We start from the raw sequence: 25,053 nt of genomic DNA on the forward strand, positions 1-25,053 counted from the left end.
GAGGAATGTGCAATGGCCGTAGCCGAGTTAGTGAGACCGATCGAGATTCTGCTCATCGAGGACAATCCGGGTGACGTGCGCTTGACGATTGAAGCGCTGAAGGAAGGAAAGGTCGTCAATCGTCTCAGCGTCGCGAAGGATGGCATCGAAGCGCTTGCGATGCTGCGGAAGGAAGAGGCGTATCACGCGGCGCCCAGACCCGATCTCATTCTCCTCGACCTCAATCTTCCCAAGAAGGACGGGCGGGAGGTCTTGGCCGAGATCAAGAACGACCCGAAGTTGAAACGCATCCCGGTCGTCGTATTGACGACCTCCCAAGATGAACATGACGTGCTGCGAAGCTATAACCTTCACGCCAACTGCTATATCACCAAGCCGGTCGATCTCGAGCAGTTCATCAAGGTGGTGAAGTCCATCGAGGACTTTTGGGCGTCGCCACGCAGTAGAGGACTCATCGGCGCGGGACGGAGTGAGGCCAAGATTTCAGGGAATACCATGCGACTGCTCTTGGTCGAGGACAACGACGGGGATGCCGTGCTCCTGCGGGAGCACTTGGAGGAGACCAGTCCGGGCGAGTTCGAGGTGAGGCGCGTGGAGCGGCTCAATGCGGCGCTGGCGCTCCTGTCGCACGGACATGCCGACGTGGCACTCCTCGATCTGTCGCTTCCGGACAGCCAGGGCGTGGAGACCTTGAGGCGCCTGCACGCGTCCGCTCAATGGCTCCCGATCGTCGTGTTGACGAGCCTCGATGACGAGAGCCTTGGACTCGAATTGGTCCAGGCGGGCGCGCAAGACTATTTGATCAAGGGCCAGGTGACGGGGCCGCTCTTGGTCCGGTCGTTGCGCTATGCCGTCGAGCGGAAGCGGACGGCCGAGGCGTTACGGCTGAGCGAGGAACGCTATGCGCTGGCCTTTCGCGGCTCGAGCGACGGCCATTGGGATTGGGATCTCACGACGAATCAGCTCTACAACTCCAAACGATGGAAGGAGTTGCTGGGCTATAAGGAGGAGGATCTCGACACGAGGCCCGAGACGGTCTTCACATTGATCCATCCCGACGATCTGCCGAGAGTCGAAGCGGCGCTCGCGGCACATTTCACCCGCCAAGTGCCGTATAACATCGAGTTTCGTATCCGGCATAAGAATGGCGAATACCGTTGGTTTCAGTCCCGTGGAGAGGCGGTGTGGGGGAAGGATGGGCGGCCGATCCGCATGGTGGGGGTCTCCACCGATATCACCGACCGCAAGCGGGCCGAGGCCGCCCTCGTCGAGAGCAACGAACGCTATCGGTCCTTGGTTCGGGCGGCTGGGATCATCATCATCGTGCTGACTCCGGATCACAAGATCATCGAATGGAATCGCGAGGCCGAGCAGCTGTACGGCTGGCGACGGGAGGAAGTGCTCGGGGAAGACTATTTCGAGCTGTGCTTGCCCAAGGCCGCGCGTAACGGCGTGACCCGGGATATCGACACAGTGTTGGCCGGACACGAGACCCGGGGCTATGAGAATGCGATCACGGCTCGCGATGGAACCATCCGGATCGTGTCTTGGAACGTGACCCGAATTGTGGACGCGGCCGGACGGCCGACGGCCATTGTCGCGGCCGGACACGATATCACGGAGCGGAAGGGCGCCGAGATGCAGCTTCAGGATACGCTGATGCGGGTCCGAACCTTGTCCGCGCGACTGGAAATCATTCAGGAGGAAGAACGGCGCCGGATCGGCCGCGAGTTGCACGATCAGTTGGGCGTCGGCCTGACGTGTTTGAAGATCGATCTGTCCCGCGCCCGCGCGCTGGTCGACGGCATGGAACCGCTCCAGGCCCGCGAGCAGTTGCTCGAGCGCCTCGATGCCATGGTCAAGATGACGGACGATACGATCGAAGGCATTCACCGAATCGTCGCGGAACTGCGCCCCACGATGCTGGATGATTTGGGACTGATCGCCGCGATCGAATGGCAGGTTCAGGATTTTCAGGAGCGCACCGGCGTGCCGTGCCTCCTCACAGTGCCGAACGAGGAGATACCGCTGGAGCCCAATCGCGCGACGGCCGTCTTTCGTATTTGCCAAGAGGCACTGACCAACGTGATCCGGCATGCGCGTGCGACCTCGGTCCGTGTGAGTCTGCACGAACGCGACGGCCACGTGCTCTTCGAGGTGGCCGACAACGGAGTCGGGATCCCAGCCGGCAAGCTCACCGATCCCCAGTCCTTGGGCTTGCTCGGCATGCGGGAACGTGCGGAGGCGTTGGGCGGCAGCGTCGTCGTCGAAGGGAGTTCCGGCAGAGGGACGACCGTCACGCTTCGGATGCCGGTCGGCCGCTCGGGACCCTTCATCACGGGAGGACGGTAGCCGCATGCGCATCTTGCTCGCCGATGATCACCCCTCGTTTCGGCGTGGGGTGAAGGAAATCCTGAGCGAAGGCTTTGGAGACGTCAAAGTCGGCGAGGCCGGGGACGGCCAGGAGATGCTGGACCTCATCAAGACGAAGAAGTGGGACGTGGTCGTGATGGATATCACGATGCCCGGACGGAGCGGTTTCGAGGCATTGAAGGAAGCCAAGGCGATCTGTCCGTCGCTGCCCATCCTGATCATGAGCATGCATCCCGAGGATCAGTATGCGATCCGGATGTTCAAGGCCGGGGCCGACGGGTATCTCACCAAGGCGAGCGCGCCCGCCGAATTGATTCGGGCGATCAAGAAAGTGATGGCCGGAGGGCAATACGTCAGTCCGACGCTTGGGGAAAAACTGGCGCTGACCGTGAAGACCGGCACGGAGCAAGCGCCCCACGAGCGGCTGTCGGATCGTGAGTATCAGGTCCTCTGCATGATTGCCTCCGGGAAGACGGTGAGCGAGATCGCCAAGACGATCAATTTGAGCGTCACCACGATCAGCACGTATCGCGCCAGGATCCTCGAAAAAATGAACTTGAAGAACAACGCCGAATTGACCCGCTACGCCGTCGACGCCGGCCTCGTGTCGTAATCCCTGGAAACTCCCTTCTCGTCCGGCTTTGTTCCCACGCTCCAGTTCAGCGGACCGTGTGAGTGCGCTGCGATGTCAGCTGATCGGCTTTATGCCCACGAGCCCATGTCGTTGAAACAACGACGGCATGTCAGGGACAGATTCGACAACAAAATCCACGGGCCTGTGATAGTCCCAAGACGGGTGGATGGTTAAAAAGGGAAGCGCTTTAGGTGACTTCTTGCTCGACCAATTCCGCTGACTCCCACGATGCTGTTCACGATGAGCCGAGGAGAGTGAAAATGCCGCCTACCGTAGATGCCGAGTGTATGACCTGCCCGCGCTGCCATGGCTTGATGTGCGCCATTGATCTGCACGATTGGGAAAGCGGGACAGGGCAAGATCATTGTCGCGCCTATCGTTGCATCGCGTGCGGCGAGATCGTCGATCCCCAAATTATCAAGAACCGTTTGGTGGAGGCGTTGTCGGCCCGGGAGCGCAAGAGCCGCGCTCGCCACAGCCACCCTGTCCTCAGGATTTAGGCGTCCACGAATGAGATCGAGAAGGAGATCGTGATGCGGCAATCAGCGACACGCAGCCGAACACGCGTGATGGTCCTCAGTACAGGGGCGGCGGCCGCTTTGCGGCTGGCTGATCGTCTCGCCGCCGACGGGTATGAAGTGGCGACGACGGCGACGGAGGATGAAGCGTTGGATGTGTTGCCCGCGATGAAACCGCACGTGCTCGTGTTCGATTCTCGCGTCACCGGGCCCGATCTGTCCCAAGGCGTCGAAGCGATCCGCGGCCGTTTTCCGGATTTGCCGTTGGTCGCCGTGGTGGAGGACCAGAAGCCTGAAAAACCGACCCACGGTATCAACGCAGGTTCAACGGCGGTCCTGCTTCGTCCATGCGACATGAAGCAAATCGAGCGTCTCGTGGATCCCCAGGCAGGCGCTCGTCAGTGATCGCCGAGCCCCTCGAATGCCGTGAACGACGCGGCAGTAAGGAATCCCGATGATGACCGTGGACCTTGAGTGCCCGAGTGTGGCAGGTTCCGTCACCGGGCCGCCAGCTGAACGCCGGGATACGATTCTCGTCGTCGACGATGAGGAAACGATCCGATACATCGTCCCTCTCATTCTTGAACGGCGGGGCTACCGCGTCCTCATCGCCCGTGACGGGATGCAGGCGCTGAGAATCTGCAGCGAATTTCCCGGGCACATCGATCTCCTGCTGACTGATCTCATGATGCCGCGCATGAATGGGTGGGACGTCGCGCGGTTCGTTAAGCGGGACCGCCCGGCGACGAAGGTGCTCTATATGTCCGGTTATGCGGAATCCGTATTGAGTCGGCAGGAGGCATGTGGGGCACTGGCGCACTTCTTGAAGAAGCCGTTTCCCGAGGAGGTCCTGCTCACGAAAGTACGTGAAGCGTTGGCGGCTTAATTCGAGAGCGCCGTCATTCGTGTCCGTAGCTCGCCGTCTACGGATTCTCGAACCGGTCCTCTGCTCGAACACCCTCTTACAAGGTCTTGCGGGTCGCGCTCCAACAAGCCCAGTTTCTCTCGTGTAGCATCGCGCGCTAGCTGGCTTTCTCCGGTGTGGCCTTTATCCACACTCCTTTGAACTTCCACGTGCTCTCCGTCTTACTGATCAACCATTCCCGCACGTTGCCGGACCTCCTTACGGCTGTACCGTGGCATGTCATTGGCACATCCGAGCCACCAACGAATCCTTTTCCTGGCAACATCACTCCGTAGAGACAACAGTCAACTGTTCACCAAGGAGGTCGCCATGGCGTGCAACGTGGGTGGAATCGAAAGACCAATTCGAATGATCGTGGGCCTGGCGTTTCTTGCGCTGGCGGTGTTTGGAAATCTTCCAACTGGATGGTTGATCGTATTCACGATTCTCGGTGGGGTCGCACTGATCACAGGACTGGTTGGCTACTGTCCGGCGTGGAGCTTGCTGGGCATCAGCACGTGCGACGTAAAAACCACGCGCAAGGCGGCGTGACGGAGGATGGTGCTGAGTTGCAGTGCTGAGTCGCTGGAGCGTCCGGCACATTTCAGCGTGGAACGCCTGTGTGGCCGTCGGCTGGCTGACGCGGAAAGACATTGACGCCGGAACCGTATAGCGGTCAAAATGGGGCTGGCGGGAGTCGGGAAGTCCCGGAGCCGTTCTATGAGCGGGCGATCTTGAACGCGATCGGGCATCACCAAGCTGGATAAGAGCGCGCCGATCGGATGGCGGCGAGAAGAATGAGTGCATGAGATGGATGTGAGCGGGCTCTCCACGCCGGTCGGCACACGCCGGGCGTTCTTTCGATGGGTGACCACCCTGGCCTCCACGCTGATCGGGCTGGGTCTCGCCGTCCCGCTGGTCGGCTACGTCGTCTCACCGGCGTTCAAGCGCCGGGAACAACCGTGGATCGAAGTCGGCCGCGTGAACGATCTGCCGGCCGCCGAGCCCAAACAGTTGGATTACGTGACGGCAGTCCGCGACGGCTGGCTCGAGACGCAGACGCACAAGGCGGTGTGGGCGATCAAGCAGGCGGAGGGCAACGTGACCGTCTTTTCGCCGATCTGTCCGCACTTGGGTTGCGGCTTTCGGTGGGACGAGGCGGACCGGAAGTTCAAATGTCCGTGTCATGGCAGTGTCTACGACGTCAATGGCCACGTGCTCGCTGGACCGGCGCCCCGTCCGCTGGATGTGCTGCCTTCGAAGGTGGAGGAGGGACAGCTCTACGTGATCTATAAAGAGTTCAAGGCCGGTTTGCCGAAAGCCGTCGAAGTCTGACGTCGCGTACTCTCGATCATGTCCTCAACGGAATTGTGCCGGGATGTTGGAATCACGCCGGACGAGCTCGGCTCTCGTCTCTCATTTCTTCGCTTCTCATCTGACGACCGTTAGCATCTGGAGAGATAGATGCCATCCCGCCTCTATGAGTGGCTCGACAGCCGGTTGCGCCTGAAGCCGATCGAGCGTACGTTGCTCGACGAGCCGATTCCCGGCGGCGCGAGCTGGATCTACGTGTTCGGCTCCGCCACCCTCTTCCTGTTTTTCCTCCAAGCCATCACAGGCATGTTCCTCGTCGTCTACTATGCCCCGACGCCGGACCATGCCTACGATAGCGTGCGGTTCATCGAGACCGAGATCACGTTCGGTGCGTTCGTCCGGGGACTCCATCATTGGGGCGCCTCGGGCATGGTCGTGGCGATCGGCCTTCACATGCTGCAAACCTTCCTGTACGGCGCATACAAACCGCCTCGGGAAGTGATGTGGATGGTCGGCGTGCTGCTGTTCGTGATCACGATGGGGTTTGCGTTCACGGGATATCTGCTGCCGTGGGATCAGAACGCGTATTGGGCCACGCAGATCGGCATCAACATGGTCGGAACCGTGCCCGTCGTCGGCGACATACTCGTGCGGATTCTCCGCGGCGGCGACGCGCTCGGCGCACTCACCCTGTCGCGCTTCTTCGCCGTACACATTTTGTTCTTGCCGGCCCTCCTGATCACCGGCGTGCTGCTGCATCTCTTCATCCTGCGCCGGGTGGGGCCGGCCGGTCCTTGGAGCGAGGAGCGCGCACAGGCGGGGAGCGAGACGTTCTACCCGCGCCAGGTGTACATGGACGCGGTCGTCATGCTCGCAGTGTTCATCGTGATTGCCGGTCTCGCCGCCACCGTGCGATTTCCGCTCGCGGACAAAGCCAATCCTTCCGATACGACCTTCGTTCCGGTGCCCGAGTGGTACTTCCTCTTCTATTACCAATTGCTGAAATACGTGCACGGGCCGCTGGAACCACTCGCCACGTGGATGTTGCCGGCACTCGTCGTTTTGATCCTCCTCTTCTGGCCGTTCATCGATCGGCATCCGGCCCGGCATCCGGCGCAACGGCCGGCGGCGATCGCATCGGGCGTGCTGTTTCTCGCGGTTGTGTTCGGACTGCTCGGGGTTTCGATCCGCGATCTGTATGCCGTTCCGCATGTCGATCCGGATGTGGCGCGCGGCAAATCGCTCTACGCGCAATTCGGCTGCTCGGGCTGCCACCGTATCCATGGGGAAGGCGGCGCCGTCGGCCCCGACCTGTCCTACGTCGCCGACCATCGCCCGGATCGCCAGTGGCATCTGCGGCACTTTCGCGATCCCCAATCGGTTTCGCCCGGCTCCATTATGCCCAAATTCCCGCTGACGGAAGAGCAGCGCCAGCAGTTGACCAGCTACATGCTGAGCCTCAAGCGGCCGTCCTAACTGTGGACGGCGACCGCTGGCGCGCTCGCGTGAGATGAATCCTTTTTCGCAGGTACCGCTCTAATGCCGTATATGTCGGTTCAACCATAAGGAGGCTTTCATGAATCATCGGCTTCGTGCGTTGGGATGTCTCGTGAGCTTACTCGGATGGATAGGGGCGGCGCCGCTCGCGACGGCGGGCGAGTCCAATTCTCCCGCGGAAGGATTTACCATTCACGTGCAAGGGCCTCACGTGATGGAAGACGGCACCGTTGGCGGTCCATTCCATCATTACTGTAAGCCCATCTCGGAGCAGGTCTTCCAGTGCTTGCTGTTTGAGTCCACCGACCCGAAGGCCAAGCTCGTCGGAATCGAGTATTTCGTCGCAAAGGATGTGGTGCGGAAGGAAGTGCCGTTAATCAGGTGGCATCGTCACTATCATGACCACGCCGTAGAGATCGCCACGGGACGCGTGCAGGTCCTCGACCTGCCGGAAGACAAGGCGAAGCCGATTGCAGAGGCTGCGGCGAAAACCGACGGCATTATCTTCCACTTGTGGCAAAAGGGGGACAAGATTCCGTCCGGCCATGTGACCTTCCCGCAGTCGGTAGGGCATGAATTTCCGCGCAAGGATTAGGACCGTCGGTCAGAAGCGGACCGGGGAGGCCGCGCCACCGGCTGTTGGAACGTGGGGACCCTCGCTCTGTCTGTTCATGTGGCTTGGTCTGACGGTGCCCGTCGGTGCGGCTGATCCTGACGTGCTCCGCCCCCGCGTCCCCTTCGATCAGATCGAAGACGCGCGGAGTCTTCGCAATCCATTCCCAGCTTCGGAGGAGATGATTGAGAAAGGCCGTGGCGTCTTCCATGGCAAAGGGTTTTGCGCATCCTGCCATGGGCGTGACGGCAAGGGCATGGGCCAGATCCCGGGACTTGTGGGCCGCCTGCCGCGCGACTTTACCGATCGCAGTTGGCAGGCGGCACGGACGGATGGCGAACTGATGTGGATCTTGAAGAACGGCAGTCCGGGTACCGACATGGCGCCGTTCATCCCGCTCGTGCTGACCGAAGAAGAAGCCTGGCAGGTCTTATTGTATGTCCGGTCCTTTCGCTCGCCATGAGTTGGCCGACACTGTGGCATCCGGCGACGGGACAGGGATCCGGCTGTGGCCTTTCGCTGCATCGGTCGAGCGTGCAAGAGCGGATCTGTGTCATTTGGTCGTGCCACGGCAATCGCTAGCCAGGGAAGCAGGGAGGGCCCGATGCCGCTGACCGTGACGTACCAAGGTAAGACCACATTTGAGGTCACGAACGGGACGCATACGATCGTCGCGGATCAGCCACGCGAAGATGGAGGCGAAGACGGGGGGATGAGTCCCGTCGAGTTGTTCGTCGGCTCCGTCGCGGCGTGTGTGGCCTACTTCGTAGCCCGATATTGTGCTCGCCACGGGCTTTCGACAGAAGGATTCCGGGTTGAGAGCGAGTGGTCGATCGTAGAGCAGCCGCATCGGGTAGGGGCGATTGGGCTGTCGCTCCATTTCGACGATCCGATTCCCGACTTCCATCGCGAACGATTGCTAAAGGTCGCGCATGGCTGCACGGTGCATCAATCCATTGCCGTGCCCGCCCAAGTCGATATTCGCCTGGCAGAGCACGCGGGCAAGCGGTGACGACACGCAACGCGGGCGAGCGTGTTCAAGACAATCTATAGATGCCTTCAAGATCGGAACGGGTGATTATGGCAAGCTTCATCATTTCAGGCAGTCGCGGGACGGACGATCCGACGATGGCGACGTTGCCCTTCATGGCGGCGAAAACCGCGAAGGAGCAAGGGCACGATGTCATCCTGTGGTTGTGGAATGAAGCGGTGACGGTCGCACGGAAAGGCGCCGCCGATCACGTCGTGGGCGTGAACCTGACGCCGCTCAAGGACCTGCTCAGCGCGGTGCAAAGTGCCAATGTCCCGATCTGGGTCTGCGGAGCCTGTGCCGTCGCGCGTCAGATCGCCACAGCCGATCTGGTGGCCGGTGCAACGATCAAGGCCATGCCGGACTATATCAAGGCGGTCGCGGAGCGGGATCGCAACGTGGCTTTCTAGGTCGACTTCGTCGACTGTGAATGAAACGGGCAAGGCCCTCTCCCATGTACCGTACGATCGTAGCTGCAATCCTTCTCGCCATCACCGTCATGCCGCTGTCGGCCGCCGAACGCCACATCATGGAGTCGCGCGTGCCGGAGGATCAGCGGGAGGCGGCGCGCTCCCTCGCGAGCCCATTGACCGATTCGCCGGAGATCGTCGTTCAAGGAAAAGCGCTGTACGAAGGGAAGGCCGGGTGCGCCACCTGTCATGGATTAGAGGGCGACGGCCGCGGGCCGGGCGCCGGTGTTCTGGATCCCTCGCCGCGCGATTTTCGCCATCACGGATTCTGGCGCCACCGCTCGGAAGGCGAGATTTTTTGGACGATCAAGCATGGGGCGCCGGGTACGGCGATGATCGCGTTTGGTCCAGTCCTCTCTGATGAGGAAATTTGGACGATCATCGAATACGAGCGGACCTTTGCCGGCGAACATGGGCGAAGGACACCGCGCCACGGCATGGGAGGGATGGCGCCTGGCGGCGGAATGGGGCGGAGGCGTGGAGGGCCGGGATGCTGCGATGGGGACGACCGATAGCGACGCTGGCCGTGATTCTGCCGCTTGTCCTCTCTGCGTGTGCTCCCAAGCCGGGGGCACGGCGGCGGTACGGGGAGACGATCATCCACCCGTCCTGGACACCCGGACCATGGTCGGCTTGCCGTTCGATGGGGCACAGGAGCATCGCGCGGTGATGCTGCACACCTGGAGACGATCCAGGCCGTCGTGGCGGCGCTGGCCGGCGACGATTTCGAGCGGGCGCAAGGGGTGACGGAAGCACACCTTTGGTTTCTTCATGCACTGCCACGCGATGGCCCGGCAACAGCCGGAGCGTTTTCCCCCGGCCTCTCATGATCTCGCCATGGCTCATCACGAGTCGGCTGAAGAATTGGCGGCCGTCGTGCCCACGCATGATCTGAAGCGGGGTTCGTCCTCGTCTCGACGTCCTGAAAGCCTGTGTGGCCTGCCATCTGGAATAGAAGGTACCGGGGGGAATGAGCACTCGCTCCATTAGGCTTGCGATTCTCGTCGGCCTCACGTTGGTCTTCTGCACCTTTCTCGGCGCGATGCTGACGGTCACTACCGGCTCAGACGTGATCCTCGCCGAGGAGATTGGCGCTGACGTTCTCAATCCGCATAGCGATCTCGTCTTCCGCGCCACCGGCGCCACCCGGTGCGCCGATTGCCACGGTCGCGACCGACAGGGCCGGATGGTGGTGCTGGATTCCGCTCCGGTCCGCGACTTGATTGCCAAAGGGAAAGGCGCGCACGGGGCCGGGCGTTCCGCCGATTGCTTTCGGTGTCACGCCGGTGGTCACCAAGGCGTGGAGGGTTATTGAATTCCGCCTCTCGCCGACTGTGGCTGCTTCTCGTGCTGCTGATCGCCGTCATCGGTCTCGGGTTCGGCATCGAAGCGGTTCTGACGGGCCGGATCAATCAGCCCTTTGGTCACACCCAAGGCGGTCATCTCGTCGGCTGGGCGGGTCTCGACCTCATCGCGCTCGTCTTCGTCTATCCCGCCCGGAAGCGTCACTATCGTACGCGCAGTTGGCCGAGAGGTTGGTTCAGAGTCCATATGGCCGCCGGCGTGCTGGGGCCATCGCTCATCTTCGTCCACGCAGGGGCGCACCTGCATGCGCTCGTCCCGGTGCTCGCGCTCGTGACGCTGGTCATCGTCGTCGTGAGCGGCGTGATCGGGCAAGGAGTCCATTACGTGGCGGCGCGTCGATTGTATGAGCGGCAACACGAACTGGCCGATCGTCACCTGGATCCGGTCGAGATCGAGCGACAGGTCCATCGCCTCGCGGCGGAAGAGCGGGTGTTTCGCCTGTGGCAGACCATCCATGCGCCGGCGACGCTGCTCTTCGTCGTGCTGACGATCCTCCACGTCGTCGCGGCGCTCTATTTCGGCGGCCTCTGACGTGTGGTATCCGCCACTCCCCCGGTCGGCGTTTCCCGTTGTGCTCACCGGTACGCTGGTCCTCCTGCTCTGGATCACGTGGGGCTCGTTCACACAACCGGAATCATTGTGGGCGCCCGGCGATCTCAACCGGTACCACGCCGCGGCGTCGTGTGCGCAGTGCCACGCGCCTTTTGACGGCGCCACGGCATCGCGCTGCATCGGTTGTCATTCTCCCGACCGGTTTGTGAGAATAAGCGGCCCATCCGCCGGCGTGCACCTCGATGTGATCCACCGCGAAGCCTCCTGCGTCACCTGTCACACGGAACATCGAGGACTCGATGTCCCTGTGACCGACGCGGTGCTCGACAATCCGCACGGCGACTTTGTCTTTGCCGCAACCGGAACGACGGCATGTCGGGCATGTCATGTCTTTACCTCGGATGCGCTGGGCGTCACGGTCGTACTTGATACCGCCGCGGTTCGTACGCTGACGGGACGTGGCGAGGGCGCGCACAAACCGGGGAAGTTTGCCGATTGTCTCCGGTGCCACGTTGGAGGAGGTGTGGAGTTGGATGATGCGCGATGAATCGGGGTCCATGCCGCTCTGGAGCAGCCGATCGCACCCGTTCACGCGTCCCTGCGCGTCGCGCTCACGCCCCTTGCTTCATCGGCTGTTGGCTGCGGGCCGGCTCACCGACGGCAGTGGCACCTTTCGTCGGCTCGATGTGTGAGCCGTACCGTGAGGCATAGACCGCCGTGAATTCAGCACCGAACAGCATGATCTGCGCCGAATAGTAGACCCACACGAGCAGGACGATGAGTGAAGCGGCCGCGCCGTACGTGCTGGAGAAGTCGCTCTTTCCGAGATAGAGCCCGATCGCGAACTGCCCGAAGAGGAAGAGCAGCGCGGTGGTTCCGCCGCCGATCCACACATCGCCCCACGCGACCTGAGCATCGGGGAGCAGCTTGAAGATCATCGCGAACAGCAGCGTGATGAGCCCGAACGTGACGAGGACGTTCACCGCCTGAAGCACGAACTCGGGGGCAGGCAGAAGCCGGGACAGCGTGTCGCCCACCGCGGCGATCCCCGCGGTCAGCACGAGCGAGACCAGCAACAGAAAGCCGGTCCCGAGGACGGCCAGCAAGGAAATGAACCGGTCCCTGATGAACCCGATGATTCCGCGATCGCCTTTCGGCGCGATGCCCCAGACGGCATTGAGCGCGTCCTGCAACTGGCCGAAGACGCCGGAGGCGCCGATCAGCAGCGTCCCCACGGCAACGAGCGTCCCCGTGATCCCGGAGGAGGTCTGCGCCGCCGTCTGCATCATTGTTTGAATCGTCTGAGCGCCTTCGTGGCCAACCAGTCGCTCGAACTGCTGGACGACATAGCCTTGCGCCGCCTCGCTACCAAAAAGCAGCCCGGCGATGGAGACGGCGATGAAGAGCAACGGACCCAGGGAGAAGATCGTGTAATAGGCGAGCGCGGCGCCCAACCGAGGCGCGCGGTCGGTGCTCCATTTGTCGGCCGCATCTTTCAAAAGCCGCACGAGCGCGGTCGGATTCGTGTACAAAGCGGCCGAGCGCCCGTGGTCTTGATCGGCCTGATGCCTCCACCAGAGGCGAAGGGCTCGCCACGTTGTGGCCCATCCGCTCGCCCGTACCACGGCGAGTACGCCGGCCGCCGTCAGAATATTCTGCGCCTGTTCTCGTGAAGCAGGGGTCCGCGCTTGAATCACGAGAAGCGCATGACCGCTTTTCATATACTGTTCACACTCCACGGCGAGTGACTCCAGTGCTGTCGGAAGCAGACTGCCGGCCTGTCGCTGGGCCGCCGTTCGCAACCCATCGAGGACCGGCCCGGCACCGAGACATTCAGCATCCGGTAGGAGAACGACGCCTGATGTGCGCAACGCGGACAGCCGGCTTCGAATGCCCGTTGCGCGGGCGCCCACCTCCGACAGCCAGCCTTCTTCACCATGGCCGTTCGTCACGCCGCCCTCCGTCGCGGGCATGACGAGAGACAGGGCATCCGGCCGAAAGCCCGCCTTCATCAATTTGTCGAGCAGGGTGAGCGTCTGCGGGCCTGTTGCGCAGACGCCGACCATGGTCCACGTTCTCCCCATTGTGCTCCCTTGCCGTGCTCCCTTGCCGTGATCGGAATCTTATGCGGCCGCTTCTCGTCCCACGGAAATATCGGTCGCGCCGGCCGCCGTCAAAATGTTCCGGGCACGTTCGATCTCCTCATGGTCCTCCGCATGGACCGAAATCAGAATGTGACCTTCGCCCAATCGTCCTTCGTACTGCTTCGCCTCGTATTCCGGGATGCCGAGGCCGATGAGGCCGCCGGTGAGCCCGCCGACGCTCGCCCCCAATCCCATCCCGCTCAAGGTTGCCAAGAGAGGCCCCGCCGCAATGAACGGGCCAATCCCGGGAATCGCCAAGGACCCGATGCCGGCCAGGAGGCCGAGGAGGCCGCCCACGACACCGCCCGCGCTCGCGCCGGCGGCCGTCCCTTCCAGCGCCTTCGTTTGCTTCTCCACGCCAAGACTCGGCCCCGTTTCGGTATCGGGAATGAGGGCCGAGATGGCATTTTGCGCGAACCCGGCCTTTCTGAGTGCATCGATGATATCCGCCGCTTGCTCACGCGTCGCGGCGATACAGTAAATCGCCTTCGCCATGTTCTCACCTCGCTAGTCGTGAACTTCCAGCCGGTCTTCAATGGGATAGGGCGTCACGGCTTTCGCAATGGCCTTGATGCGGTCGGCCTCCGCCTTGGTGGAGACGCGGCCGGTCAGCACCACGCGATCGCCGGTCGTCACGATCGTGATGTTCTTGGCGCGGAAGGAGAGCGAGTCATCACGCACCACCGCTTCCCGAATCCGCCGGGTCACCTGGAGGTCCTCGGGCGCCTCCGATTGATCGAGCGGCGTGACGCGCGCCTCACGATGCTGTGATGCGTCGGTCGCTCCGGCCGGTTCCGGTGGTCCCGTCGGCTCCGCGCGTGGCCTCTTCTCACGCTCGTCGGTGCGCGCGGGAGCCGCCCGCTGGGTCAATGGCTCGATCTCGCGGCGCTCAGGTGGCGGCGCTGGCCGGACCGACTTGCTCGTCGAGCGGTTCGTCTCGGTTGCACCGCTGGCCGTCGTCATGTCTCGTCGCTCAGTGCCGCTGCACGCGCAGAGAGCTGCAAGGGTTGCGCAGAACAGCGGCAATGTGAAGGTTCTCGCTGTCATCATCGCCATGCCCTCGTTGTGTCTCCTATTGTTGAAGCGAGAGGTGCGGCGCCGAAAGGCGCACCGCAATGAGAAACGGGTAGGACGACGACCGACGAACATGCCGACCAGAAACTCCGGCGGCCCCTATCGGTCGGTAGACCACCGGAGGGCTTCTATGGCGCCAAGGTGATGAGATCTGCTGCTGCCGCCGCCGCGGCGACGCCTCTTCCGGTGTACGTGGCCGTGCCGGTCGGAAACCGTGACGCGCCATTGCCGCATGGTGATCACCCGACGGTTTCTCTCAGTCAAATGAGCCGGTCAGTAACTCTGGCGCGCCATTGCCCGGTTGGTTAATCGTCGGAAGGTTCCTATCGCGCCAAGGTAGAGAGGTATCGGTACATGCCTTCGACGTTCTCGGGCAACCAGTCGGCGTACCGTTGCCACTGTTCGTATTGTGGAAGGCGGACGGCCTTCTTGGTCTCCTCCAAGGTGGCCCCTTTCTTGATCTGCTCCGCGACGGCGGCTCTCAAGTCTTCCAGATAGCGCCGGAACGCTGTCACGTGTTCCTTTTTCCCGATCTTGCCATGGCCCGGCACCAGGGTCTCGAAGTCCAACGCCTCGACATGCTTCAACGACTCGATCCAGTCGTCCGGATACGCATCGGGCAGCGTTCGGTAGGCGACTGCGTCGACGGGAATGAAATCGACCGCGAACAGCAGCTTGTCCTGTGGCAAGAGCACGACCAGGCTGTTGTCGGAGTGGTTCTTGCCGGTATAAATCAGCTCGACGTGCTTGTCCCCCACATCGATATACATTCGATCCGTGAACGTCAGCGTCGGTAACGGCGTCTCCACCCGCGATCCTTTCCTGATTGCTTCCCGCGCCCGCCAATGGCTCACGAACTGTGCGGTGTCGGCAAAGACCGTCCCTCCCGAGATGTGGTCGGCATGATCGTGGCTGTAAATGACAAAGCACACCGGTTGATCGGTCAACTTCGCGATCTCGGCCTTCAACCATGCCGCGGCATCCGGGCTAATCGGATCGGTCACGATCACACCGTCGCGCGTCGTGATGAAGATCGACTGATGGAATTGGTGGCGGTACACATACACGCCGTCGGCGAGCTTGGTAATCTCATCCGGCGGACGAGATTGCTGTACCGACGTGACGGTTGTGTGGAAAAGGAATGATACGGCGACGAGCCTTATTGCAATGAATGAGACGACAGGCATTGCGACCCTCTCTTGGATCCGGAGTGGGTAACGACTCCGTTGATGTCAATGCGGCACCCAGTGCCCGCCCTCGGCCCTACGTCTGTTTCCTCGCAGCGATCATCCACGGGAAGTCTCCTCTTCAGCGTGGCTCACTCGACAGTGCTTGCGCAAGTGAAATCAAATGGAAGATGAGCAGGAGCGGAACGGCGAAGGTCGGGATGAGGCTGAGTGGAAACGTACCCATGAGTTGGGTCGTGACGGGCCCCGCCAGAATGCCCAAGGGGCCGGCAGAGGCGAGGAATCCCAGCGCGACGGCCATGACGAGGTCGAGCATCCCGAGTACGTTCCACGATATGAAGACGGCTTTCGAAGCACCATGAAGCCCGACGGGATTGGGAGCGCCTGCTTGGAGTCAAACAGCCCAAGCAAGGAACCTGAGAGAGCGAGCAGAAACCACACGGACAGGAGTCCCGCTGCCACCATGCTGACGTGCGGAGTGCGGGTGACACGAAATGACACGGGGACGGAAGACGATGATCGCATGGTTCTTTCTTGTACCGGCTGCATGACACGGCCTCCTTAGGCGACTCGGATCGAGCGGTTCGCCTGGCTTCCATTCTCGCTGGGCTCGCACGGCGCGTCGTGACGAACCGGCGCACGCCCTTGATGCTCGCGACCCTTGGTCTTGTCGAGAGGCAGCAGTCCCAAGTCGGCGATATGCTGGTTCTCAGCGGAGCGAAGGCCCCACACGCTCAACGAACGAACGAGGCTCCAGATGACGAGGAGGATCAATCCGATCATCCCCAGCGCGTATGACCACGAAGCGAGATACAGGGCGAGGAGGATAGTCGTGACGTTCGCCTGCTCGAGCGACTGCCGAGCCAGCAGTTGGAGTCCGCTCGCACCCATGAGGAGCAAGACAGACAGGGCGCCTACAAGCCATGGGATCCACTTCCAGTAAGCGATGTTGTAATTCATCTGACCACCATCAATCTTTTACGTTGTCGCTGAAATCTGTCGGCGGTTTTTCAGGATGATCGGATCAATCACCTCGCCACACTGAACACAGCGTCGTATCGAAAAGTCGATGCACGGCTCCGACACCATCAAGCCACCGCATCGTCCACAGTGCGTCGTGACGGTCAATGCTTCCCAGTCTGTCCGTTCAGCGTCGATCGTATCGGGCGCGAAAGATCCAAGTGCGGTCGCCATACCGGCCTCCTTTGATTCGGTATTCGCTGGATGCGGCTCTTGACATGGGCATAGAGCGTTCCAGGAAGAGCTCACACCCAAATCGCGCGATAAACGACGGAAACGTGAGGCGTTTGGAGCAGCGATCATCGGACTATCTCTGCGCGTAGAGGAATGGTGACGAGGACGGCTGCCGACAGAGCGTCATCGCGCCGAGAGGTCGGCGTGCCGCTCGATCCCCAATGCCGCCGTGGAGACGGGACCGGCGAGACGCGTAGATCGCGTCACGATGGTCGGTGTGTGCTGCGCAGTGAGGAGGAGGAATGGGACGGTCCGTCGAAGGACTACAATGAAGCGCCAGTCTACCGCGGCCGCGTAATGCCCAATTTGCGCATCTTCGATTGCAGGGTCGTGCGCTTCATTCCCAGGCGGGCGGCGGCACCTGACGGCCCGCCGATGATCCACTCGGCTTCGCGCAAGACGCGTTCAATGTGCTCGCGTTCGGCCGTGGCCAGGGTGGGGAGGCCGGCACGGGGGTCGTCCGCTGGGACGGGCATGGGGCTGGTCGTTGTCCTGAGCTCGGCGACCGGGACTTCGAGCTCGGGTCCCTCCGACAGAATGACTGCGCGTTCAATAAAGTTCTCCAGTTCGCGCACATTACCGGGCCAGGCGTACTGTGACAGAATGGCGAGTGCGCTCGACGGGATCGTTTCGATCCGCTTGTTCATTCGCCGTGCGAATTTGTGGACGAAATAACGGACCAATGTCGGAATATCGTCCCGACGCTCCCGAAGAGGCGGCACCGTGATGGGGAAGACATTGAGGGGATAGTACAGGTCGCTCCGGAACTGCTTCTCGGCCACCATCTGAGAGAGGTCCCGGTTCGTAGCCGCAACCAGACGGACATTCACTTTGATCGTCTTGTTGCTCCCAAGCCGCTCGAACTCCTGCTCCTGGAGCACCCGCAAGAGCTTCGACTGCAGCTCGAGCGGGATATCACCGACCTCATCGAGAAACAGCGTGCCGCCGTCGGCCAGCTCGAAGCGGCCGATCTTCTGCGCGATCGCGCCCGTAAAGGCACCTTTTTCATGCCCGAACAGTTCGCTTTCCAGCAGTCCGGTGGGTATTGCAGCGCAATTCATTTTCACGAAGGTGCGATCGCGCCGCGCACTGAGATTGTGAATCGCCCGCGCGAGTAATTCCTTCCCGGTGCCGGTTTCGCCGAGGAGGAGGACTGTCGAGTCGGTGGGCGCGACGATCTCGATCTGCTTGAGCGCCTTCTTCAAGACGCCGCTGTCTCCGATGATCTCCTCGAAGTTGTGTTCCGTGCGAATCTCATGCTCGAGGTAGAGCTTCTCTTTCGCCAGCTTGTCCTTCAGTGTCACGATTTGGCGGTGCGCCAACGCGTTCTCGATGGCAAGGGCAATCTGCTGTCCGACCTGGCTCAACAGCTCCACATCGTCCGGAGAGAATACAACCTCGCGAGTCCTCCCGACGTTCAACGCGCCGAGGGTCCGGCCATGGGACAGGAGCGGGATCGAGCAAAAGCTCTTGATCCCTTCGGCAAGGAGGCGCTGCGCGACCGATGATTCGGAGCACAACGCTCTCAAGTCCTGCTCGGTGAAGACCGCCGCTCTCTTCGTGGTGATCGCAATGCTCGCGGGCGTCTGGCAGGCCGGTTCGACGTGTCCCTCTTCGACGAATGACTCGTTCTTCGAAAAGTGCAGCACGTGGACGCGGTAGCGTCGACTCTCGGGATCGTACAAGACGAGGCTGGAGCCGTCATGCTGAATCACCTTGCGCAAGCATCCGCTCACCGCGGTGAACAGATCCTCGAGGTCCAAATTCGACACGATCGCATTGTTGATTTCCAACAGAAGCTGCTGGCGATCCCGCTCGCGCGCCAGTTGGCGCTGGGCCGATTGCGCGCTTTCGGCATGGAGCACGTTGTCGACGGCGACGGCCACCTGTTTGGCGACGTCCTGCATGAACGCGATCTCCGTTTCCTGATACGCGCGCTTCTGCAGGCAGCCGAATCCCATCGCGCCGAGACGGCGCTGCGCCGTCGTGATGGGAACCACGCAGAACGATTGCACGCCGTTTTCACGGAGCATGGCGATCAGTTTCGCAAACCGATGCTCCTCGCCGACATCGTTCACGATCAGCGGCTGTTGGGTTTTCCAGACGACGCCGCCGGGGGACTCGTCAATGGGTAATTCCAGACCTGGACTGATCGTGCTCGGTTTCGACGTGACCAACAGCCAGAGTCGCATGACGTCGTGCTCTTGGTCGTGCAAGACCACGTTGATGTAGTCGAACGGGACGATGCGAGGAAGACGCCCGGCGAGATCGTGAAACAGCTCATCCAAGTCGCGGTGCGACACGATGGATTCGGAGACCTCGAGCAGGAGCCTCAATCGATCACGATCTCGCAGGAGATCTTGGTGGTGCAGGACATTGTCGACGGCCGCTGCCACTTGCCGGGCCACGTGCTGAAGGAATTCGGCGTTCTTCTCGTCATAGGCGTCATGCTCGATGCTTGCAAAGCCGATCGTGCCAAGCCGGCGTACCACGGTGGTGAGGGGAATGATGCACAAGGACCGGATGCCGTCCTCTTGCATGCGCCCCCGTCACCTTCGGCCAACGGCGCTCTTCTGCGATGTCGCGGATGATGACCGGTTGCTGCGTGTGCCAGACCAGGCCGGTCGGCGTTTCATCGAGGGGTTCTTCATGGCCGCCGATGATGTCCGCCGGCACATTGGCCTGGAGCGTATGCAGCCGCATGAGCTGACGCTCCGGATCGTGTAAGGACAGCGCGACGAAATTGACCGGAACCACGCGAGGCAGTCGTCGAGCGAGGTCCCTGAAGAGATCAGGCAGATTATGCTTGGTGGAGATGACCTCAGCCACCTCGAGCAACGTTTGATATTGCTCGGTGAGGCTGTCGGTCGCAGATCCTGCCCGTCTGTCCATAGTTCACACGGTGACCGCCTTCGGTCATAGCAGCTTCTCGGCCTAGAGCGCAATGGGCAGCTCAGGACCTCACGGGTGCCCGCCTAAGCTGAACAGCCGTCTCGCTATGGAGTCTCACTGCTTTCTGATGTACGTGATCTCCATCACCTTCATCTCGTCCCCGTGATCGTGCGCACCGTACATCACGAACGTCTGTGTGTGATCGTCCACCAACGTCCACACGGCACGATGGGTCATGTGCCCGCCACCCGGCTCGGCATGCGCACCCGTCAGCGTGATGGTCTTGCCGTCGGGGCTGGCGCCGCCCTCCATCGTGAAGATGCCCGTGCCCATGTTATCGATCCAGGTCGAGACGTACCGCTTGCGAAGGTTGTCGTACCCCGTGATGCCGATGCCTGAGTAGGGGTGTCCCATCATCTCACCAATGAACTGTTGTTGGAGATAGCGTCCATCGAACAACGTTGTCATGTCGGCAGTGCCCGTTGATTCGAGCGGCGGTTTGTTAGGATCCATCCACGACTTGGTGTGAGTGGTCCAGCGCCCGGCCAGCCGTGCCAGCTGCTTGTGCGGCTCACCAGGCGTCGCAAGTTGCTTGTACAGTTCCATCATTGCCTGCGGATCCATCGGCGGTTCCGGCCGCCGCTCTTCCGCGAAGAGCGGCGTCGTGATGATGGCAAGCAGACACGTGAGTGCGATGTGAACGACACGCATGGGTACCTCCTGTTGCATCTTGACTGATAAGCGACGTCAGCCGCCCGCCATGGCGCCGACGATGAGTAACGGTTCGGCTCCCGTCGCCACCGCTTCCGGAAGCGGGGCGTCCGGTGATTCATGCGAGAGGTCTTGTTCACAGGCGAAAAACCGGATGAACGGCCGGCGCCGGAGCGTGACATGATCGCGGATCGTGCCGCGCAACATCGGATAGCGGGCTTCGAGTGTATCGAGCACTGCACGCAGCGTCACGTGCCCCTGCACGTCGAGCTTCAATTCGCCGTCGATTCGCGCCAAGGTCCGAAGATGAGCAGGGAGGACGATCCGAATCATCGTGTGTGCGCCTTCCACTGTGAACTCAAGGTCGATCGCGCCTGCATGTGAATGATCGTTGGGATGACCACTAGCGTCCCTCATAGGCCTGTCGCAACCGGGCAATGTCGATTTTCTTCATGTCAAGGAGCGCAGTCATCACCCGATTGGTTTTGTCGGGATCCGTGTCCTGTAACATCTCGGCCAACACGGTCGGGACGATCTGCCAGGACACTCCATATTTGTCCTTGAGCCAGCCACACTGTTGAGCCCGGCGCTCTCCACCTCGGGAGAGCTGTTCCCAATAGTGGTCCACTTCTTCTTGGCTTCCGCAATGGACTTGGAATGAAATGGCCTCATTGAACCGGAAGACCGGACCTCCGTTCAACGCCAGAAACTCTTGGCCATTGAGTTGAAATTCAATCGTCATGACCGTGCCCGCCGGTTGCCCCGAGACGCGTGCCCCTGCCTCTCCATACCGCGTGACGCGCCCGATCCTCGATCGGTTGAAGATCGACGTGTAGGTCTTCACCGCCTCCTCGGCATTATTGTCGAACCACAAGCAGGGAACGATCTCTTGCATGCAGGCTCCTCTTGGCTTTCTTGGTGCTGGCTTTCTTGCTGTTGCCAATCGCTTGTACGCGGCTGCTCAAAATGGCCGTTGTTTCTCACCCACCCAACCCCGGCGCGCCGGGACGCGCCTTTCCCGTGAAGGCCGCAGGGAGCGGCGCGAGCGAGGCGTCTATTCTCACCCTCCCGCCCTGAGTCTGCCGAGACAGACCCTTTCCCCTCTGTGCTCCGTCGCAGCGAGAGACGCGACCGAGAACGAACCCCGGGAAGGGGCGCGTCCGACGGGAAAAAAGCTGGTCTTGGCCAGCTTGGGGCTGGGCGGGCGAGAAAGAGCGCCTGGGGCGGGCTGGGTGAAAAGAGATTGGCATTTTCAGCACCCGCTAGAACGTCTGGACTTCGACTGATAGTACGGCCGGCAAATCGCGGACGATTGGTGTCCACGTATTGCCTGCGTCGGCAGACCCGTAGACTTGCCCACCAGTCGTCCCCACATATAAACCGCACGGCTCGAGCGAGTCGACCGCCATGGCGTCCCGCAGCACGTTCACGTAGCAATCGCGCTGCGGTAATCCGTCCGTGAGCGGCTCCCACTCGTTGCCCCCTGTCCGGCTTCGGTAGACTCGGAGTTTCCCGTCGGGTGGGAAGTGCTCCGAGTCGCTCTTGATCGGCACGACGTAGATCGTGTTCGGCTCATGCGCGTGCACGGCGATCGGGAACCCGAAGTCGGACGGCAGGTTCCCGCTGACTTCGTGCCAGGACGCGCCGGCATCGTCGCTCCTCAGCACGTCCCAGTGCTTCTGCATGAACAGCACGTTCGGACGGGACGGGTGCATGGCAATGCGGTGCACACAGTGGCCGACCTCGGCATCGGGGTCCGGCAATTCAAACTTGGAGTGTAAGCCGCGGTTCATTGGTCGCCAGGTCTGTCCGGCATCGTCGCTGCCAAAGACACCGGCGGCCGAGATCGCGACGAGGATCCGCTTCGGATTGTTGCGATCCAGTACGATCGTATGGAGGCACATCCCGCCCGCGCCTGGCTGCCACAGCTGCCCTTTCGCGCTCCGCAAACCGGCGAGCTCCTGCCACGTCTGTCCTCCGTTGGTTGAACGGAACAAGGCGGCATCTTCGACCCCGGCGTAGACCACATCGGCATCGTCCGGCGACGGCTCGAGATGCCAGACCCGTTTGAACTCCCACGGCCGTTGCGTGCCGTCGTACCACTGATGCGTCGTCAGCGGCTTCCCGGTGGCTTCGGACGCATCGTGCAGAAACATGTTGCTCTGTCCCTTCGGCATCCCATCGGGACCCATGAGGTCTTCGGGTTTGGTTCCCGGCGGGTTCCAGGTTTTCCCGCCGTCGTCGGACCGCTGGATCACTTGCCCGAACCACCCGCTCGATTGCGAGGCGTAGAGCCGATTCGGGTCGGCGGGCGACCCGTTCATGTGATAGATCTCCCAGCCGGCAAAGAGCGGCCCGCTCACCTCCCAACGCTGTCGCTTGCCGTCCGAGGTCAAAATGAATGCGCCTTTGCGCGTGCCTACCAGAAGCCGTACTGTCTTCATCAAGTTCTCCTTCGCAGATGATTGCTTGGCTCGTCCGCTTGTCTACTTCAACCGTCTCTTGAGGTTTCGATTCCGGCTCGTCTCGACCCCTTCATAATAAGGAGGGGAAGGGGAGGTCAATCAGTTCCGACCCCACCTTCCCTCCCCTTAGCAAGGGGAGGAATCGCCAATCGCTTCCTCCTAGTTCGCTCACCGTGACGTAGCCGCCAAAGCTTCCACACGATTAGCCTGATCCGCGTGCCGCGTCCGTTCCCCGCACGTCGCGGCCACCGGCCGGACTTCCACGACGCACCCGTGTTCCAGGCCCGGGCACTGTCGCGCAATGTGAATCGCTTCATCCATATCCGCGACACGAAGATAGAAGTACCCGCCAATCGCCTCCTTCGATTCGGCGAACGGGCCATCGGTCACGACCTGTCCATTCTTGCCGGAGACGAACTTGCCCTCGCCGCGCAACGGGTGACCACCCGTGCACTTGCCTTCCTGGATGAGCCCTTCGAACCACTTCATCCACTCGGTAACGACCTGCTGACGTTGTTCGGGTGAGAGGCGTTGTTCCCAATCGGTGCCACGAAACAGCAAGAGGAAATCGGACTGTGATGGTGTCGTGCTCATACATCTCCCTCTGGTGTTGTTCATGATGATGGTCGGTTTACGAGTTGCTGTGTGTGTTCATTCGTTGACAGGATGGATCATCCACTGCGCGAATCTCAAAGACGCCGACTCTGAGTCCCGGATGCTGCGACATCAGTGTGGCGGCATGCGCGAGATCAGGCGCCTCGAGCAGGAAAATACCGGCGATCTGCTCCTTCGTTTCGGCGTATGGGCCGTCCGTGATGATCACGTTTCCGTTGTGAGCCCGCAGCGTTTTGGCGTCCACGGCACGGGCTAAGCCCTCAAGGCGAAGAAAGTGACCGTCCGCACGTAAGATGTCGTCATAGGCTCGGCATTCCTTGATGAAGAGCTCACGCTCGCTTGCAGACATCGTCTCGAACTTCTTGTCATCCACATAGCCAAAACACAGGTACTTCATGTCGTGCTCCATGCCGAGCTTTGACCTCTTCTTGCATCTCGTCGTCGACGGAGTGCCAAATTCGACAGCCACTCGTCATCGCTTGGCCATCTCGGCAAAGAAAGCGTGGCCGCGCTTCTGGATTTCCTCACACGTAAGCTCCTCTTTATGGCTCGCCAGGGCCCATTTGTGACCGAACGGATCGGTGAATTGGCCCATGCGATCGCCCCAAAACATATCGGCCACCGGCATCGTCACCGTGACGCCGGCCGAGACGGCGTGGTGAAAGGCCTGATCCACATTCTCGACGTAGAGATAGAGGGAAACGGGCGTCCCTCCCAAAGTCTGCGGGCTGCCGCATCCCTTGTCCGGCTGTTCCCCGCCCAGCATGATGATGGAATCCCCGATCTTGATCTCCGCATGCATAATCGTCTTTCCGTCCGGCCCGGTAAATCGCATTCGTTCCTCGGCACCAAGCGCACGTTTGTAAAAGTCGATCGCCTTCGCGGCATCCCGGACCGTCAGCAAGGGCGTCACGGTGTGGTACCCGGTTGGAATTGGCTTCACCTGCGTCGTCATGATGGCCTCCTTGTAATGATGTAATAACTGTCATGACTGAACCGCTGCTCGTGTCCACGTTCCTATCATTTGTCGATGGACATCCTTTAAATCGACAGTCGACCGCCGGCGGTCATCCCGGCAGACCGGAGACCTCGAGGACAGGCCGCACTTCCACGGTGCCCTTCCGGCTCATGGGAAGGCGCACAGCAATATCGAGAGCCTGATCAAGATCGTCCGCCTCGATCAGGAAATAGCCGCCGAGTTGCTCACGCGTCTCGGCGAACGGCCCATCAGTGATGAAGCGCTTGCCGTTGCGGATCCGGACACACGTGGCCGTCGAGGTGGGATGCAACGGATTGGCCGCCAGGTAGTGGCCCTTCGACTTGAGATCATGTGCGAGTTGTATCGACTCCGCGTAGCACTCCTGCCGTTCGGTCTCGGTCAACGCTCCTTCCTCCCCGTAAATCAGCAACATGTATTTCATCTGGATGCCTCCCGTCTCAC

General features: G+C 61.3%; 34 protein-coding genes. 16 read left to right on the forward strand and 18 right to left on the reverse strand.

All coding sequences use genetic code 11. The features are described 5' to 3' along the window. Nucleotides 1–12: 12 nt before the first annotated feature. The 13 genes from AC1U7K_RS10460 to AC1U7K_RS10520 all read left to right on the forward strand — a co-directional run bounded on the left by AC1U7K_RS10460 (nucleotide 13) and on the right by AC1U7K_RS10520 (nucleotide 9,868). Nucleotides 13–2,352: a PAS domain S-box protein gene (locus AC1U7K_RS10460; RefSeq protein WP_480251192.1), complete on the forward strand. Its 2,340-nt coding sequence runs from the start codon at nucleotides 13–15 to the stop codon at nucleotides 2,350–2,352. Nucleotides 2,353–2,356: 4 nt separating this feature from the next. Continuing rightward, on the forward strand, nucleotides 2,357–2,986 hold the full coding sequence (locus tag AC1U7K_RS10465; protein ID WP_480251193.1) for a response regulator: 630 nt from the start codon (nucleotides 2,357–2,359) through the stop codon (nucleotides 2,984–2,986). 281 nt (nucleotides 2,987–3,267) lie between these two features. Continuing rightward, nucleotides 3,268–3,507 carry a hypothetical protein gene (locus AC1U7K_RS10470; RefSeq protein WP_480251195.1) on the forward strand — a complete coding sequence of 80 codons (240 nt, stop codon included), beginning with the start codon at nucleotides 3,268–3,270 and terminating at the stop codon, nucleotides 3,505–3,507. Between the two features lie 33 nt (nucleotides 3,508–3,540). Next, the gene (locus tag AC1U7K_RS10475) at nucleotides 3,541–3,930 is read left to right on the forward strand and encodes a response regulator (protein ID WP_480251196.1); all 390 of its coding nucleotides are present in this window, start codon (nucleotides 3,541–3,543) and stop codon (nucleotides 3,928–3,930) included. Nucleotides 3,931–3,979: 49 nt separating this feature from the next. Further along, on the forward strand, nucleotides 3,980–4,411 hold the full coding sequence (locus tag AC1U7K_RS10480) for a response regulator (protein WP_480251197.1): 432 nt from the start codon (nucleotides 3,980–3,982) through the stop codon (nucleotides 4,409–4,411). A gap of 348 nt (nucleotides 4,412–4,759) precedes the next feature. Then, on the forward strand, nucleotides 4,760–4,981 hold the full coding sequence (locus AC1U7K_RS10485; RefSeq protein WP_480251198.1) for a YgaP family membrane protein: 222 nt from the start codon (nucleotides 4,760–4,762) through the stop codon (nucleotides 4,979–4,981). A gap of 258 nt (nucleotides 4,982–5,239) precedes the next feature. Next, nucleotides 5,240–5,764 (forward strand): QcrA and Rieske domain-containing protein, encoded by a 525-nt coding sequence (locus tag AC1U7K_RS10490; protein WP_480251200.1) that lies wholly within the window; start codon nucleotides 5,240–5,242, stop codon nucleotides 5,762–5,764. Nucleotides 5,765–5,893: 129 nt separating this feature from the next. After that, nucleotides 5,894–7,219: a cytochrome b N-terminal domain-containing protein gene (locus tag AC1U7K_RS10495; protein WP_480251201.1), complete on the forward strand. Its 1,326-nt coding sequence runs from the start codon at nucleotides 5,894–5,896 to the stop codon at nucleotides 7,217–7,219. A 100-nt stretch (nucleotides 7,220–7,319) separates the two neighbouring features. Further along, nucleotides 7,320–7,835: a DUF1264 domain-containing protein gene (locus AC1U7K_RS10500; RefSeq protein ID WP_480251203.1), complete on the forward strand. Its 516-nt coding sequence runs from the start codon at nucleotides 7,320–7,322 to the stop codon at nucleotides 7,833–7,835. Further along, a complete protein-coding gene (locus AC1U7K_RS10505; RefSeq protein WP_480251204.1) occupies nucleotides 7,813–8,316 on the forward strand; it encodes a c-type cytochrome in 504 nt (167 codons plus the stop codon). Before AC1U7K_RS10500 ends, AC1U7K_RS10505 begins: the two co-directional genes overlap by 23 nt. Before the next feature lie 141 nt (nucleotides 8,317–8,457). Beyond that, entirely contained in the window at nucleotides 8,458–8,865 is a 408-nt protein-coding gene (locus tag AC1U7K_RS10510; protein ID WP_480251205.1) for an OsmC family protein, read from the forward strand. A 68-nt stretch (nucleotides 8,866–8,933) separates the two neighbouring features. Continuing rightward, nucleotides 8,934–9,293: a DsrE family protein gene (locus tag AC1U7K_RS10515; RefSeq protein ID WP_480251207.1), complete on the forward strand. Its 360-nt coding sequence runs from the start codon at nucleotides 8,934–8,936 to the stop codon at nucleotides 9,291–9,293. A 44-nt stretch (nucleotides 9,294–9,337) separates the two neighbouring features. Further along, nucleotides 9,338–9,868 carry a c-type cytochrome gene (locus tag AC1U7K_RS10520; RefSeq protein ID WP_480251209.1) on the forward strand — a complete coding sequence of 177 codons (531 nt, stop codon included), beginning with the start codon at nucleotides 9,338–9,340 and terminating at the stop codon, nucleotides 9,866–9,868. Nucleotides 9,869–9,949: 81 nt separating this feature from the next. Here AC1U7K_RS10520 and AC1U7K_RS10525 read toward each other — a convergent pair whose 3' ends face one another. Then, nucleotides 9,950–10,126: a hypothetical protein gene (locus tag AC1U7K_RS10525; RefSeq protein WP_480251210.1), complete on the reverse strand. Its 177-nt coding sequence runs from the start codon at nucleotides 10,124–10,126 to the stop codon at nucleotides 9,950–9,952. Between the two features lie 197 nt (nucleotides 10,127–10,323). On the opposite strand from AC1U7K_RS10525, the gene AC1U7K_RS10530 reads away from it, so the two are divergent. From AC1U7K_RS10530 to AC1U7K_RS10540, 3 genes are read left to right on the forward strand one after another with little or no spacing between them, the layout of a single operon-like run. Continuing rightward, on the forward strand, nucleotides 10,324–10,668 hold the full coding sequence (locus tag AC1U7K_RS10530; RefSeq protein WP_480251211.1) for a hypothetical protein: 345 nt from the start codon (nucleotides 10,324–10,326) through the stop codon (nucleotides 10,666–10,668). After that, nucleotides 10,665–11,249: a hypothetical protein gene (locus tag AC1U7K_RS10535; RefSeq protein ID WP_480251212.1), complete on the forward strand. Its 585-nt coding sequence runs from the start codon at nucleotides 10,665–10,667 to the stop codon at nucleotides 11,247–11,249. Before AC1U7K_RS10530 ends, AC1U7K_RS10535 begins: the two co-directional genes overlap by 4 nt. 1 nt (nucleotide 11,250) lies before the next feature. Then, the gene (locus tag AC1U7K_RS10540; RefSeq protein ID WP_480251213.1) at nucleotides 11,251–11,817 is read left to right on the forward strand and encodes a cytochrome c3 family protein; all 567 of its coding nucleotides are present in this window, start codon (nucleotides 11,251–11,253) and stop codon (nucleotides 11,815–11,817) included. A 64-nt stretch (nucleotides 11,818–11,881) separates the two neighbouring features. On the opposite strand, the gene AC1U7K_RS10545 is transcribed toward AC1U7K_RS10540, so the two are convergent. From AC1U7K_RS10545 to AC1U7K_RS10625, 17 genes are all read right to left on the reverse strand, one after another. Beyond that, nucleotides 11,882–13,354: a YihY/virulence factor BrkB family protein gene (locus tag AC1U7K_RS10545; protein ID WP_480251214.1), complete on the reverse strand. Its 1,473-nt coding sequence runs from the start codon at nucleotides 13,352–13,354 to the stop codon at nucleotides 11,882–11,884. A 39-nt stretch (nucleotides 13,355–13,393) separates the two neighbouring features. Next, the gene (locus AC1U7K_RS10550; protein ID WP_480251215.1) at nucleotides 13,394–13,909 is read right to left on the reverse strand and encodes a hypothetical protein; all 516 of its coding nucleotides are present in this window, start codon (nucleotides 13,907–13,909) and stop codon (nucleotides 13,394–13,396) included. 12 nt (nucleotides 13,910–13,921) lie between these two features. After that, the gene (locus AC1U7K_RS10555) at nucleotides 13,922–14,470 is read right to left on the reverse strand and encodes a BON domain-containing protein (RefSeq protein WP_480251217.1); all 549 of its coding nucleotides are present in this window, start codon (nucleotides 14,468–14,470) and stop codon (nucleotides 13,922–13,924) included. Nucleotides 14,471–14,811: 341 nt separating this feature from the next. Continuing rightward, the gene (locus AC1U7K_RS10560; RefSeq protein ID WP_480251218.1) at nucleotides 14,812–15,675 is read right to left on the reverse strand and encodes an MBL fold metallo-hydrolase; all 864 of its coding nucleotides are present in this window, start codon (nucleotides 15,673–15,675) and stop codon (nucleotides 14,812–14,814) included. A 121-nt stretch (nucleotides 15,676–15,796) separates the two neighbouring features. Next, on the reverse strand, nucleotides 15,797–15,991 hold the full coding sequence (locus AC1U7K_RS10565) for a hypothetical protein (protein WP_480251219.1): 195 nt from the start codon (nucleotides 15,989–15,991) through the stop codon (nucleotides 15,797–15,799). A 245-nt stretch (nucleotides 15,992–16,236) separates the two neighbouring features. After that, nucleotides 16,237–16,635 carry a hypothetical protein gene (locus AC1U7K_RS10570; RefSeq protein ID WP_480251220.1) on the reverse strand — a complete coding sequence of 133 codons (399 nt, stop codon included), beginning with the start codon at nucleotides 16,633–16,635 and terminating at the stop codon, nucleotides 16,237–16,239. Nucleotides 16,636–16,653: 18 nt separating this feature from the next. Beyond that, a complete protein-coding gene (locus AC1U7K_RS10575; protein WP_480251221.1) occupies nucleotides 16,654–16,869 on the reverse strand; it encodes a hypothetical protein in 216 nt (71 codons plus the stop codon). Between the two features lie 341 nt (nucleotides 16,870–17,210). Next, the gene (locus tag AC1U7K_RS10580) at nucleotides 17,211–19,469 is read right to left on the reverse strand and encodes a sigma 54-interacting transcriptional regulator (RefSeq protein WP_480251222.1); all 2,259 of its coding nucleotides are present in this window, start codon (nucleotides 19,467–19,469) and stop codon (nucleotides 17,211–17,213) included. After that, nucleotides 19,375–19,821, reverse strand: a complete 447-nt coding sequence (locus tag AC1U7K_RS10585; RefSeq protein WP_480251224.1) for a hypothetical protein — start codon at nucleotides 19,819–19,821, stop codon at nucleotides 19,375–19,377. Before AC1U7K_RS10585 ends, AC1U7K_RS10580 begins: the two co-directional genes overlap by 95 nt. A gap of 114 nt (nucleotides 19,822–19,935) precedes the next feature. After that, nucleotides 19,936–20,532: a DUF1579 domain-containing protein gene (locus tag AC1U7K_RS10590; protein WP_480251225.1), complete on the reverse strand. Its 597-nt coding sequence runs from the start codon at nucleotides 20,530–20,532 to the stop codon at nucleotides 19,936–19,938. A 36-nt stretch (nucleotides 20,533–20,568) separates the two neighbouring features. Next, nucleotides 20,569–20,865 carry a MoaD/ThiS family protein gene (locus AC1U7K_RS10595; RefSeq protein ID WP_480251227.1) on the reverse strand — a complete coding sequence of 99 codons (297 nt, stop codon included), beginning with the start codon at nucleotides 20,863–20,865 and terminating at the stop codon, nucleotides 20,569–20,571. Between the two features lie 70 nt (nucleotides 20,866–20,935). Beyond that, on the reverse strand, nucleotides 20,936–21,427 hold the full coding sequence (locus AC1U7K_RS10600; RefSeq protein WP_480251228.1) for a VOC family protein: 492 nt from the start codon (nucleotides 21,425–21,427) through the stop codon (nucleotides 20,936–20,938). 367 nt (nucleotides 21,428–21,794) lie between these two features. Continuing rightward, nucleotides 21,795–22,976, reverse strand: a complete 1,182-nt coding sequence (locus AC1U7K_RS10605) for a sialidase family protein (protein WP_480251230.1) — start codon at nucleotides 22,974–22,976, stop codon at nucleotides 21,795–21,797. Between the two features lie 189 nt (nucleotides 22,977–23,165). After that, complete coding sequence (locus AC1U7K_RS10610) at nucleotides 23,166–23,591, reverse strand: YciI family protein (protein ID WP_480251231.1); 426 nt, start codon at nucleotides 23,589–23,591, stop codon at nucleotides 23,166–23,168. Between the two features lie 37 nt (nucleotides 23,592–23,628). Further along, a complete protein-coding gene (locus AC1U7K_RS10615) occupies nucleotides 23,629–24,009 on the reverse strand; it encodes a YciI family protein (protein WP_480251232.1) in 381 nt (126 codons plus the stop codon). A 75-nt stretch (nucleotides 24,010–24,084) separates the two neighbouring features. Further along, nucleotides 24,085–24,567 carry a VOC family protein gene (locus AC1U7K_RS10620; RefSeq protein ID WP_480251234.1) on the reverse strand — a complete coding sequence of 161 codons (483 nt, stop codon included), beginning with the start codon at nucleotides 24,565–24,567 and terminating at the stop codon, nucleotides 24,085–24,087. A gap of 112 nt (nucleotides 24,568–24,679) precedes the next feature. Further along, nucleotides 24,680–25,033 (reverse strand): YciI family protein, encoded by a 354-nt coding sequence (locus AC1U7K_RS10625; protein WP_480251296.1) that lies wholly within the window; start codon nucleotides 25,031–25,033, stop codon nucleotides 24,680–24,682. Nucleotides 25,034–25,053: the final 20 nt, after the last annotated feature.

The sequence above is a fragment of the Nitrospira sp. Vd2 genome, from assembly GCF_979581665.1.

Coding starts and splice junctions, on each gene's coding strand:
- AC1U7K_RS10460 (WP_480251192.1), top strand. CDS start 13: ATGGCCGTAGCCGAGTTAGTGAGACCGATCGAGATTCTGCTCATCGAG.
- AC1U7K_RS10465 (WP_480251193.1), top strand. CDS start 2,357: ATGCGCATCTTGCTCGCCGATGATCACCCCTCGTTTCGGCGTGGGGTG.
- AC1U7K_RS10470 (WP_480251195.1), top strand. CDS start 3,268: ATGCCGCCTACCGTAGATGCCGAGTGTATGACCTGCCCGCGCTGCCAT.
- AC1U7K_RS10475 (WP_480251196.1), top strand. CDS start 3,541: ATGCGGCAATCAGCGACACGCAGCCGAACACGCGTGATGGTCCTCAGT.
- AC1U7K_RS10480 (WP_480251197.1), top strand. CDS start 3,980: ATGATGACCGTGGACCTTGAGTGCCCGAGTGTGGCAGGTTCCGTCACC.
- AC1U7K_RS10485 (WP_480251198.1), top strand. CDS start 4,760: ATGGCGTGCAACGTGGGTGGAATCGAAAGACCAATTCGAATGATCGTG.
- AC1U7K_RS10490 (WP_480251200.1), top strand. CDS start 5,240: ATGGATGTGAGCGGGCTCTCCACGCCGGTCGGCACACGCCGGGCGTTC.
- AC1U7K_RS10495 (WP_480251201.1), top strand. CDS start 5,894: ATGCCATCCCGCCTCTATGAGTGGCTCGACAGCCGGTTGCGCCTGAAG.
- AC1U7K_RS10500 (WP_480251203.1), top strand. CDS start 7,320: ATGAATCATCGGCTTCGTGCGTTGGGATGTCTCGTGAGCTTACTCGGA.
- AC1U7K_RS10505 (WP_480251204.1), top strand. CDS start 7,813: ATGAATTTCCGCGCAAGGATTAGGACCGTCGGTCAGAAGCGGACCGGG.
- AC1U7K_RS10510 (WP_480251205.1), top strand. CDS start 8,458: ATGCCGCTGACCGTGACGTACCAAGGTAAGACCACATTTGAGGTCACG.
- AC1U7K_RS10515 (WP_480251207.1), top strand. CDS start 8,934: ATGGCAAGCTTCATCATTTCAGGCAGTCGCGGGACGGACGATCCGACG.
- AC1U7K_RS10520 (WP_480251209.1), top strand. CDS start 9,338: ATGTACCGTACGATCGTAGCTGCAATCCTTCTCGCCATCACCGTCATG.
- AC1U7K_RS10525 (WP_480251210.1), bottom strand. CDS start 10,126: ATGAAGAAACCAAAGGTGTGCTTCCGTCACCCCTTGCGCCCGCTCGAA.
- AC1U7K_RS10530 (WP_480251211.1), top strand. CDS start 10,324: ATGAGCACTCGCTCCATTAGGCTTGCGATTCTCGTCGGCCTCACGTTG.
- AC1U7K_RS10545 (WP_480251214.1), bottom strand. CDS start 13,354: ATGGGGAGAACGTGGACCATGGTCGGCGTCTGCGCAACAGGCCCGCAG.
- AC1U7K_RS10550 (WP_480251215.1), bottom strand. CDS start 13,909: ATGGCGAAGGCGATTTACTGTATCGCCGCGACGCGTGAGCAAGCGGCG.
- AC1U7K_RS10555 (WP_480251217.1), bottom strand. CDS start 14,470: ATGGCGATGATGACAGCGAGAACCTTCACATTGCCGCTGTTCTGCGCA.
- AC1U7K_RS10560 (WP_480251218.1), bottom strand. CDS start 15,675: ATGCCTGTCGTCTCATTCATTGCAATAAGGCTCGTCGCCGTATCATTC.
- AC1U7K_RS10565 (WP_480251219.1), bottom strand. CDS start 15,991: ATGCTCGACCTCGTCATGGCCGTCGCGCTGGGATTCCTCGCCTCTGCC.
- AC1U7K_RS10570 (WP_480251220.1), bottom strand. CDS start 16,635: ATGAATTACAACATCGCTTACTGGAAGTGGATCCCATGGCTTGTAGGC.
- AC1U7K_RS10575 (WP_480251221.1), bottom strand. CDS start 16,869: ATGGCGACCGCACTTGGATCTTTCGCGCCCGATACGATCGACGCTGAA.
- AC1U7K_RS10580 (WP_480251222.1), bottom strand. CDS start 19,469: ATGCAAGAGGACGGCATCCGGTCCTTGTGCATCATTCCCCTCACCACC.
- AC1U7K_RS10585 (WP_480251224.1), bottom strand. CDS start 19,821: ATGGACAGACGGGCAGGATCTGCGACCGACAGCCTCACCGAGCAATAT.
- AC1U7K_RS10590 (WP_480251225.1), bottom strand. CDS start 20,532: ATGCGTGTCGTTCACATCGCACTCACGTGTCTGCTTGCCATCATCACG.
- AC1U7K_RS10595 (WP_480251227.1), bottom strand. CDS start 20,865: ATGATTCGGATCGTCCTCCCTGCTCATCTTCGGACCTTGGCGCGAATC.
- AC1U7K_RS10600 (WP_480251228.1), bottom strand. CDS start 21,427: ATGCAAGAGATCGTTCCCTGCTTGTGGTTCGACAATAATGCCGAGGAG.
- AC1U7K_RS10605 (WP_480251230.1), bottom strand. CDS start 22,976: ATGAAGACAGTACGGCTTCTGGTAGGCACGCGCAAAGGCGCATTCATT.
- AC1U7K_RS10610 (WP_480251231.1), bottom strand. CDS start 23,591: ATGAGCACGACACCATCACAGTCCGATTTCCTCTTGCTGTTTCGTGGC.
- AC1U7K_RS10615 (WP_480251232.1), bottom strand. CDS start 24,009: ATGAAGTACCTGTGTTTTGGCTATGTGGATGACAAGAAGTTCGAGACG.
- AC1U7K_RS10620 (WP_480251234.1), bottom strand. CDS start 24,567: ATGACGACGCAGGTGAAGCCAATTCCAACCGGGTACCACACCGTGACG.
- AC1U7K_RS10625 (WP_480251296.1), bottom strand. CDS start 25,033: ATGAAATACATGTTGCTGATTTACGGGGAGGAAGGAGCGTTGACCGAG.